General features: G+C 59.6%; 10 protein-coding genes. 2 read left to right on the top strand and 8 right to left on the bottom strand.

The genetic code is table 11. From position 1 onward, the window contains the following. Positions 1–323: 323 nt before the first annotated feature. The 5 genes from FHS75_RS17670 to FHS75_RS17650 form a co-directional block, all read right to left on the bottom strand. On the bottom strand, positions 324–1601 hold the full coding sequence (locus FHS75_RS17670) for a type II toxin-antitoxin system HipA family toxin (protein ID WP_179408970.1): 1278 nt from the start codon (positions 1599–1601) through the stop codon (positions 324–326). Then, positions 1598–1909, bottom strand: coding sequence for a helix-turn-helix domain-containing protein (locus FHS75_RS17665; RefSeq protein WP_179408969.1), 312 nt, complete (start codon positions 1907–1909; stop codon positions 1598–1600). The genes FHS75_RS17670 and FHS75_RS17665 overlap by 4 nt, the downstream gene beginning before the upstream one ends. 147 nt (positions 1910–2056) lie before the next feature. Next, positions 2057–2455 (bottom strand): hypothetical protein, encoded by a 399-nt coding sequence (locus FHS75_RS17660; protein WP_179408968.1) that lies wholly within the window; start codon positions 2453–2455, stop codon positions 2057–2059. A gap of 247 nt (positions 2456–2702) precedes the next feature. Next, the gene (locus FHS75_RS17655; protein ID WP_179408967.1) at positions 2703–3197 is read right to left on the bottom strand and encodes a hypothetical protein; all 495 of its coding nucleotides are present in this window, start codon (positions 3195–3197) and stop codon (positions 2703–2705) included. Positions 3198–3215: 18 nt separating this feature from the next. Continuing rightward, positions 3216–4073 (bottom strand): protein NO VEIN domain-containing protein, encoded by an 858-nt coding sequence (locus FHS75_RS17650; RefSeq protein ID WP_179408966.1) that lies wholly within the window; start codon positions 4071–4073, stop codon positions 3216–3218. Between the two features lie 252 nt (positions 4074–4325). Here FHS75_RS17650 and tnpA point away from each other — a divergent pair, with 252 nt between their 5' ends. After that, positions 4326–4745 (top strand): IS200/IS605 family transposase, encoded by a 420-nt coding sequence (gene tnpA, locus FHS75_RS17645; RefSeq protein WP_179408965.1) that lies wholly within the window; start codon positions 4326–4328, stop codon positions 4743–4745. Between the two features lie 11 nt (positions 4746–4756). Here tnpA and FHS75_RS17640 read toward each other — a convergent pair whose 3' ends face one another. Then, complete coding sequence (locus FHS75_RS17640; protein WP_179408964.1) at positions 4757–4978, bottom strand: hypothetical protein; 222 nt, start codon at positions 4976–4978, stop codon at positions 4757–4759. A gap of 26 nt (positions 4979–5004) precedes the next feature. Here FHS75_RS17640 and FHS75_RS17635 point away from each other — a divergent pair, with 26 nt between their 5' ends. Continuing rightward, a complete protein-coding gene (locus FHS75_RS17635) occupies positions 5005–5433 on the top strand; it encodes a hypothetical protein (protein WP_179408963.1) in 429 nt (142 codons plus the stop codon). Here FHS75_RS17635 and FHS75_RS17630 read toward each other — a convergent pair. Further along, complete coding sequence (locus FHS75_RS17630) at positions 5430–6161, bottom strand: PGN_0703 family putative restriction endonuclease (protein WP_179408962.1); 732 nt, start codon at positions 6159–6161, stop codon at positions 5430–5432. The genes FHS75_RS17635 and FHS75_RS17630 overlap by 4 nt on opposite strands. 897 nt (positions 6162–7058) lie before the next feature. Beyond that, a partial coding sequence (locus FHS75_RS17770; protein WP_218845332.1) for a hypothetical protein occupies positions 7059–7251 on the bottom strand: 193 nt, incomplete at its 5' end.

Genomic DNA, 7251 nt, shown 5'->3' with positions numbered 1-7251 from the left:
AGAAGCTGATCCAGTAAATCCTTGTCGATTGCCATATCGATGGTCCTTTCCATTCCATCTATATGGCCTCGCGCACAAAATTACTGACAGGCCCGGTTTTCATTGAACCAAGCAAGCCTACGATCCGCAAATGGTTCAGCAAGATCGACACTCGCCAGGAGATCGAGAAGACTGCGGAACTGCTTGAGAAGATTGTTACTGAGCGCGGCGAGGCCACCGATCTTCAATGGTGGTCGGACCACGATTCTGGAAGGAAGTGATCCCGCTTGCAAACGTCTGACGAAGGTCATTTCTGCCAGAATCTGCCGCGATCGCTGCGACAATCAACCCACAAATTCCCGGCCCTGGCGGGCCAGTGCTTCACCGATCTCGGCCCGCGATAGATCGACGCCGCAATCATCCGCATGGGCGTTCCAGTCCGCCAGAGCTGACCGGACCTCGCCCACGATTGCCGCGATCCGCTTGCTCGCAATCCCGTGCCGGGTGCCCAGCGCCTCGACATGAGAAAGGGTTATGTCCCGCCCCTCGCCCATCACTGCCATGTAGTGCTCTCCGCCCGGCCCGTGGGAGTATGTGAGGTCGTAGGCGGGGGCGAGGCTCCAGACGCCCTTCCCGTCCATCAGGAAGGCATGCTGGCGCACATGGTCGTCACGATTGTGGGCCAGCACGTTGAACACCATGCGGCGGAAGGCCTGCTCCACATCGCGCACATCGCGGGTGATCGCCAGCACCGCGCGCAGGAAGCCATCGTAATCGAGGCTGGGCATATGCGGCGATGCTTCCACCGCACCGCCCAGGCTGACCATGTGGAGCCGCTTGCCGGGAGCGAGCCGGTCAAACCGGCGGGTGGCGAAATGCGCGCAGCCCATTGACGGGATCAGCCGCGTTTCGGCCATCGTCACACCCGCTGCGCGCGCCATGCGGGCGTAAGCTTCCTCCACCGGGCCGATGTCGGCGGGGTCAGTGAGAGCGGGGAACTTGATGATCCATTCCTCTGGCCATTCTTGCGTGGAGGTGTTGCCCCCCTTCCCCGCCAGCTCATCACCCGCTCGCAGACTTCCGTCAGCAGCGATGCCGACATGCACCTTGGGCCGCGCGCCGCCCGATCCGCCGCCAAGCCGCTCCAGCAAGGCGTCCAGCTCGCCTTCCTCGCCCAGCAGCACCTGCCGCGCCTCATCGGCCAGCAGGTCGAGGTCGATAGCGCCTGCCCCCTCGCCTGCATCCAGCGTGGCCGGGCGGAAGGTCAGCGCCCCCCTGCCCCGGCTGCCGACCAGCGTGAGCCGGTCGACCGGGTTCAGGTCTTCGTAGCGATGGCCCAATTTCTGCAAACGCCGCTTAAGCAGCAAGGCGCCCCAGGCATCGGGCAGGCTATCGGCCAGAAATCCATGCAGCCCGCCGAATTCGCGCGTACGGGCGGCGTGCAGACCGGTCTCGAGCGGATAGTGGAGCGGTGCCAGCACATGCCCTGCCGCAATCGCTTCTGCCGACCATTCCAACTGCGCGACACCATCCGCTATCGCCAGCCTGCCGACTGGCTGCGGCTCTGCACCCTCGTCGGTCAGCAGCAGGATATCGAGCGGCGTTCCGGGCGCGAGTTTCATAGCCGCGCTCTCCGTCCACGCTTGCGGCGCATGAGTTCAGCCTGCCGTTGGCGCTCCAGCAATTCGTCCATGCTACTGGCGGCAGGTTCGGGGAACAGCCGCGCCAGATCCTGCTCGCAGCGTAGCGCGATGGCGGCGCGGACCAGATCCTCGATCGAGGCCTTGCCCTCCCCCTCCATCCGCCGCCAGGTACGATAGGCGACGCCGGAGCGCTCGGCAGCCGCCTTCTGCGTCAGCCCCAACGCCACCCGCCGCGCCTTGATGCGTTGTCCAAGGGTGGACAATTGATCGGGAATTACCAATTCCATTGGCCGTATGTGGCCTATTTAATAGGATTTTGCAAGATATTTGTCCCTATACGGACACTACCCTATTGTCTCCCAGTACAACACGGCATTTAGGCGCGGTGGCAGCTTCCAGGTGAGGCGACAAGTCGTCGGAAGCGGACGCTACAACTATGGCGATGCGCGTTCCTTAGCCTCGGGGAATATCCAATGTTCTGGGGCCGGCTCAAAATCCCCCAAGTCACGCCAGCGCTCACGTTCAAGGTCGTAGCTCGCAAGCCCCCACTCGGGCTCTTCCCAACCGCGTGGAACCAGAAAAATTCGGTCCGTTGCAACTTCGACGACGAATCCGAAGCCACCCTCGCGAGCGTGCTGAAAATCGCTGCCAATCATTCGCTGGCGCGGCCAATCGCTGGACCTTGCCCAACTCCAATGGAGCGGCTGATCGCGCAATTGCTTTACCTTCGCATTTAGCAGCTTTCGATGAAACAAGCCGTCAAATGAAAAGGGCGGAATCCACCTTGAGCCTATTGAAGTGTGAAAGCTTACCACCGGCTCACTGTCGCCCATCTTATTAATGTCCGCAATGTTGTCTATTGTGTTGAAAAACTCCGAGGCCAGTTTTCATCAGCAACAAACGAAGCTTGATCCATCAGTCTGGCGCAGCAATGATTCAAAAAACGCGCATGCTCTGAATCAATATTGCCGATAACGAGTCGCTCCGTGGCCCCACACGACTTTTTCAACACAATATTGTCGTATCCTGAAATTCAGCTTCGGGAACCGCGCTGGAGGAAAGCAGCCAATCGTCGGGGCCCTAACCACGATCACAAACCGCCAGTTCCTTGATCGTCGGAAATCCCTCGGCGGTGACACTGCCAACAATCCGCCCGTCGTATTCAATCGAAATTTCCCTGGCTCCTGAAAGAACCAGCCTCTGCGAAGGGCCGAGCATCGCACTGAGCATGTATGCGCCCTGCCCTTCAGGGTGAAAGCCCCGCGTCATCGAACTGCGGGAACGATCGCCGTCAGCGATCAGACGAACGGCAAGGTCATCACCGATCGGAACATCGGGAAACTTCGCGCCATCGGCAAAGGCCAGTGCCGTCCCGCTGCCCCCGTCGAGATCGGCCAGCACCCACGCTGCAAGCTGCGTCGAGCCGCCATCCGATGGCAGCTCCCAATAGCAGTCGTTTGGCCCCCTGGCCCATGAGACGGGGCCTGTTCCGCCGGTCCCCCTGTCGTTCACCTGATTACCCTCGCTGCATCCGCACAGTGCCGCGAGGATCGACAACGCAACGATGATGTTCATGTGTCGCACTGGCCACTCCTACCGCAGCGCCGCCAGAAAACTTGTTGGGGTCAGGTCCACATGCACCTCCAGCGGCGGGCGCAGTTCAAAAGCGCGCGGGGTGCGGGCGAAGTCCCACACACGCACCAGATGCCAGTGGTCGCGCCGGTCCTCGGCTACGGTGATCTCGTTGCGGGTCAGGTGGAAGGGTGTGCGCTCCCAGCCATTGGTGGTCTTCACCTCCAGCAGGCGTTCACTTCCGTCAGCCTCGAAACTGGCGATGTCATAGCCATAGCCGTCGCCATCCTCCACAGAGGTCCAGCGGATTTTCCGGGCAAGGTCGGCTCTGTCCGCCTGCTGCAACCGGGCTCGTTCATGGGCCAGCACCCGCTCCTCGCCCGCCTTGCCCAATGCGCGGTTGCGCGCATCGCGCGTCGCCACGTCGTATTTGCGACCGATCTTCGCCATGAATTCGGGATCGACCGGCGGCGGCTCATTGCGCTGCGAGGGGACCGGGCCGATTTCAAGCAGAGCCTCTACCGGAGATCCGATCCAGCCCCCTGCCCCTGTTTCGCGCACGGCATTTGCGCTCGGGCGGGGTGCAAGCCAGTCCTCGCGCCGGTCAAGCCAGCGCAGCACGCCATCGACCAGCGCCGCCTGAAAATTCGCAGCCGGTTTGTAGCCCGGTATCCAGGGCTGGCCGAGCCCCAGCATGACCGCGCTGATGTTCTGGTGCTTGAACTCGACCGAACCCTTGCTGCGCCCGGTCTGCGCCTGCAACTGCCGGTTATGCGCCGCCTTGTTGTAGGGGATACCCGCCAGATCGTCGGCCAGCATGGCAAAATACTCCGCCACTGCCGCGTCGATCTGCTGCGTGGTCCAGTCGCCTGCGGCCATCAGTGCCAATATTCACCGCTGGAGTATATTGGTCGCCGATGCATCCGATCCATCACTATCGGACTACGGAGTAACGCTATGAACTCCGCATATGACGGATCATCGACATATTTAGCGTCACGCATGGGGAGCAACCCCTCCGACTTCAGTCGGATACTGGCTTCAGCCACGGACTCGCTCGATAGCAGGTATCCTCGGGAAAGTGAGACCGCCTGGAGGGCGTGAAGTCTCACTTTCCCGAGGATACCTGCTATGGGCTATTCGACCGGTTGCCACACGACCTTTCATCATCGCTACCATCTCGTCTGGGCACCCAAGTACCGGTTCAAGGTGCTGCATGGCGAGGTTCGCCTGCGGGTACGCGAGATCATCCGCCAGGTCTGTGCCGAATTGGGTGTGACGATCATCAACGGGGCGCTTTCACGCGACCACGTACATTTGTTTGTTGAAATCCCGCCGCATGTCTCGGTCTCCGACTTCGTGCGCCGGGCCAAGGGGCGCTCGTCGCGCAAGATCCAGCAAGAGTTCGAGCACATCCGCAAGCGCTACTGGGGACAGCGCTTCTGGCAACGCGGCTACTTCTCGACCACGTCCGGCAACATCACCAACGACATCATCATGCGATATCTCGACCGCCATACCCATAAACACGGCTTCAGCCCTAAGCCATGAACCTACCGGCGTCAGCCGGTTAGTTGTTCAGAAAACCTGTTTCGTTTCAAATCGTTGATCGCAGTGGTAGTATCGCGGCAGATTACCTTGTCGAAAATTCTTGAAGCGTCATCGAAGAAAAGGATCTCCGTCACGCTCTCTCGGGTTTCGTGGATGATTGCCCAGTTTTGCTGAAGCATACCGACAACCTTGATCCACACCGCAGATGCATCAATTTCCTTCGACCAGACCATGTTACCCTTTGCCAACTTCAAGATTCATGACCAATCCTAGATCAATTGATAGTACTAAGAAGGCTTTTTCCCAAGAGATCAAAATTAAACGAGAAATCAACGAGCGCCTGCCATACGAGGTCAACATGAGCCGAACGCCGACAATTTCAGATGAGAAGGCAGCAGACATCGCTCTCTCATTGTCGCCATTTGAGCGCGACGTCTTGAACCTTTGCTCAAAAGGAAAATCTTGGCGATATGACGGGATCGCCAGAAAACTCGACACCTCCTATGCCGACGTCCAAGAAGTTGGTCACAAGCTGCAAGAAATGCGCCTCGCTCACGTTTCCGTCATCCCATATGATGGCTCCGCAATCTTTCTGAATGCCCGTGGAGAAGCGGTAAAGAGCGCCGTCAATGCACTCCTCCGCGTCCGGCTAAAGCGCCTCACGGAAAAACACGGCGCTTCGAGTTAGATTCGATAGGTTTGCCGCACCCGTTCTCCGTGAGCGGCTACTTCTCCGGCGAAGTTATCCAACCACTCCGCCCAGCTGCATGAAGCGAAGCGGACCCGCCCTCCCCTCACGCGGTCGGCGAAGTCGGTGATTTCGTGCCGATGGGCGGCGAAGATTTCAGGGCTGGCGGCATCGGGCGGTTCAGCAAAGAGATACAGCAGAACCGGCTCTTTCTCGCATCTGTGGGCCTGCGTGCTGATCCCGAAGGCGTGTTTCGCCAGCTGCGCCGCATCGAGATAGCGGTAGCGGCGTGGTTCTGCCCGCAGCAGGTCACGCATGGCACACCACTGCGCCATCTCCTCGCCCCAGACATCGCGGCCATAGGCGTCGGAGAGCTTTGCCTCTTTTCGGTCGCGGAAGGGCTCGTAACGCTTGGATTCGACACCAATCAGGCAGTTTTGCGTCTCGACGGCAGCATCGAGCCAGGGGTGGCGCCCTCCCCTCCAGGGAAAGCGCATCTGCTCTTCGGCATTGACGCGGATGGCCGGCCAGTCACAGTCCTCCAGACCCGGAAATGGCGGGAGGTCGCCCGGCCGATCGAGAAACCAGCCAAAGCCGTTTACGGCCAGCGCGGCGCTGCTTTGCGGGCTGGCGAATTTGCCGGAAGCGATCTCGTTGCCGCCAGCCTTTTCGAGGATCGCACGGACCCGGTCTTCAGGAACGCCGGGCAATAGAGGTAATTTGTCCATATGCCGATCCTGACGGGTGTTTACGACAGAAACGGTCGTAGCAAAGACTCTTCAAACAATTCTTTCATAAATACAGACTTCTGCAAAGGTTAGAGGGGTTATGAATCTGTTAGACAGGTTAAAGGCTGGGACGTGCCCTGTAACGCCCTGAAACCCGCGAGTCGTGCGTTTGCGGCGTTCCCGAAGTGTCGGATATGTGTTCCCGAAAGTTCGAGCGGACCGTTCCCGAAAGATCGGCGGTGTGTTCCCGAAGTGGCGATGTTGCGTGGATATGCGTTCCTGAAAGATCGAAACCCCATATTGCGCGCAAGATCAGCCGCACGATTTGAATCAGTTCCACCAGCTCGCACGGAATTATCGTTCAATTCGCCGCGCTCTTTGAATCGAGAGCCTGATTGGCCGACTCGGACGCGACACTTCGGGAACGCGTCGCGCCTTTTACCGTCTGGCAAGCGTGGCCGGGCTACACGACAGGGATGCCAAAGTGTGGCGAGGCCTGTGAACACCCCTACCCTGCGCCGGACTTTGTTCGTGCGCTCAATGTTCCTTGCGCGCGGTATGCCGAGTGGTTGGAGAAACAGGCGCAGAGTTGTCGTCAGCGTGACGCGAGGCCAAACAAGCCAGCAATCGACGCCTACCGTGAGCGCATTCACAAGGCGGTGCTTATCAGTGCAGGACGTGATTTCTACACTGGAGACATGCTTGAATGGAACCGGCTGAACCACGACTTGCCGCTGACCGGTGGCAGGCGGAGGCATTTGCAGCGCGGGCAATATCCCAGCGTGGATCACTATACTGGCACGAACAGCATGGACTTCCGCATCTGCAGTGCCCTGGTGAACCATGCGAAGGGGCCAATGTCGCACCAGCAGTTCCTTAAGCTATGCCAGAAGGTCGTTAGCGAGCGTCAGCGGAGTGATGCGGCGAGACGCGCCCGGGCCTGTCAGTAATTTTGTGCGCGAGGCCGGTTTCGTTCATCAGACCGTTCCTGATCACGAAGATGATGGCGAACTGGGTTTTGGCCTCGAACCACTCGCGCGGCGGCCGTTTCCATTCTTCGGCCGCGTGATTGAGAACGAGGTATAGCAGT

It is taken from the genome of Novosphingobium marinum (genome assembly GCF_013408095.1).
Lineage (GTDB): Bacteria > Pseudomonadota > Alphaproteobacteria > Sphingomonadales > Sphingomonadaceae > Novosphingobium > Novosphingobium marinum.
Note: the sequence above shows the minus strand (reverse complement) of the source record. Positions and strands in the feature narration are given on the sequence as shown.

Excerpts from the sequence above, each read along its gene's own strand:
- FHS75_RS17670 (WP_179408970.1), bottom strand. The coding sequence starts at position 1,601 with ATGAAACTCGCGCCCGGAACGCCGCTCGATATCCTGCTGCTGACCGAC.
- FHS75_RS17665 (WP_179408969.1), bottom strand. The coding sequence starts at position 1,909 with ATGGAATTGGTAATTCCCGATCAATTGTCCACCCTTGGACAACGCATC.
- FHS75_RS17660 (WP_179408968.1), bottom strand. The coding sequence starts at position 2,455 with ATGGGCGACAGTGAGCCGGTGGTAAGCTTTCACACTTCAATAGGCTCA.
- FHS75_RS17655 (WP_179408967.1), bottom strand. The coding sequence starts at position 3,197 with ATGAACATCATCGTTGCGTTGTCGATCCTCGCGGCACTGTGCGGATGC.
- FHS75_RS17650 (WP_179408966.1), bottom strand. The coding sequence starts at position 4,073 with ATGGCCGCAGGCGACTGGACCACGCAGCAGATCGACGCGGCAGTGGCG.
- tnpA (WP_179408965.1), top strand. The coding sequence starts at position 4,326 with ATGGGCTATTCGACCGGTTGCCACACGACCTTTCATCATCGCTACCAT.
- FHS75_RS17640 (WP_179408964.1), bottom strand. The coding sequence starts at position 4,978 with ATGGTCTGGTCGAAGGAAATTGATGCATCTGCGGTGTGGATCAAGGTT.
- FHS75_RS17635 (WP_179408963.1), top strand. The coding sequence starts at position 5,005 with ATGACCAATCCTAGATCAATTGATAGTACTAAGAAGGCTTTTTCCCAA.
- FHS75_RS17630 (WP_179408962.1), bottom strand. The coding sequence starts at position 6,161 with ATGGACAAATTACCTCTATTGCCCGGCGTTCCTGAAGACCGGGTCCGT.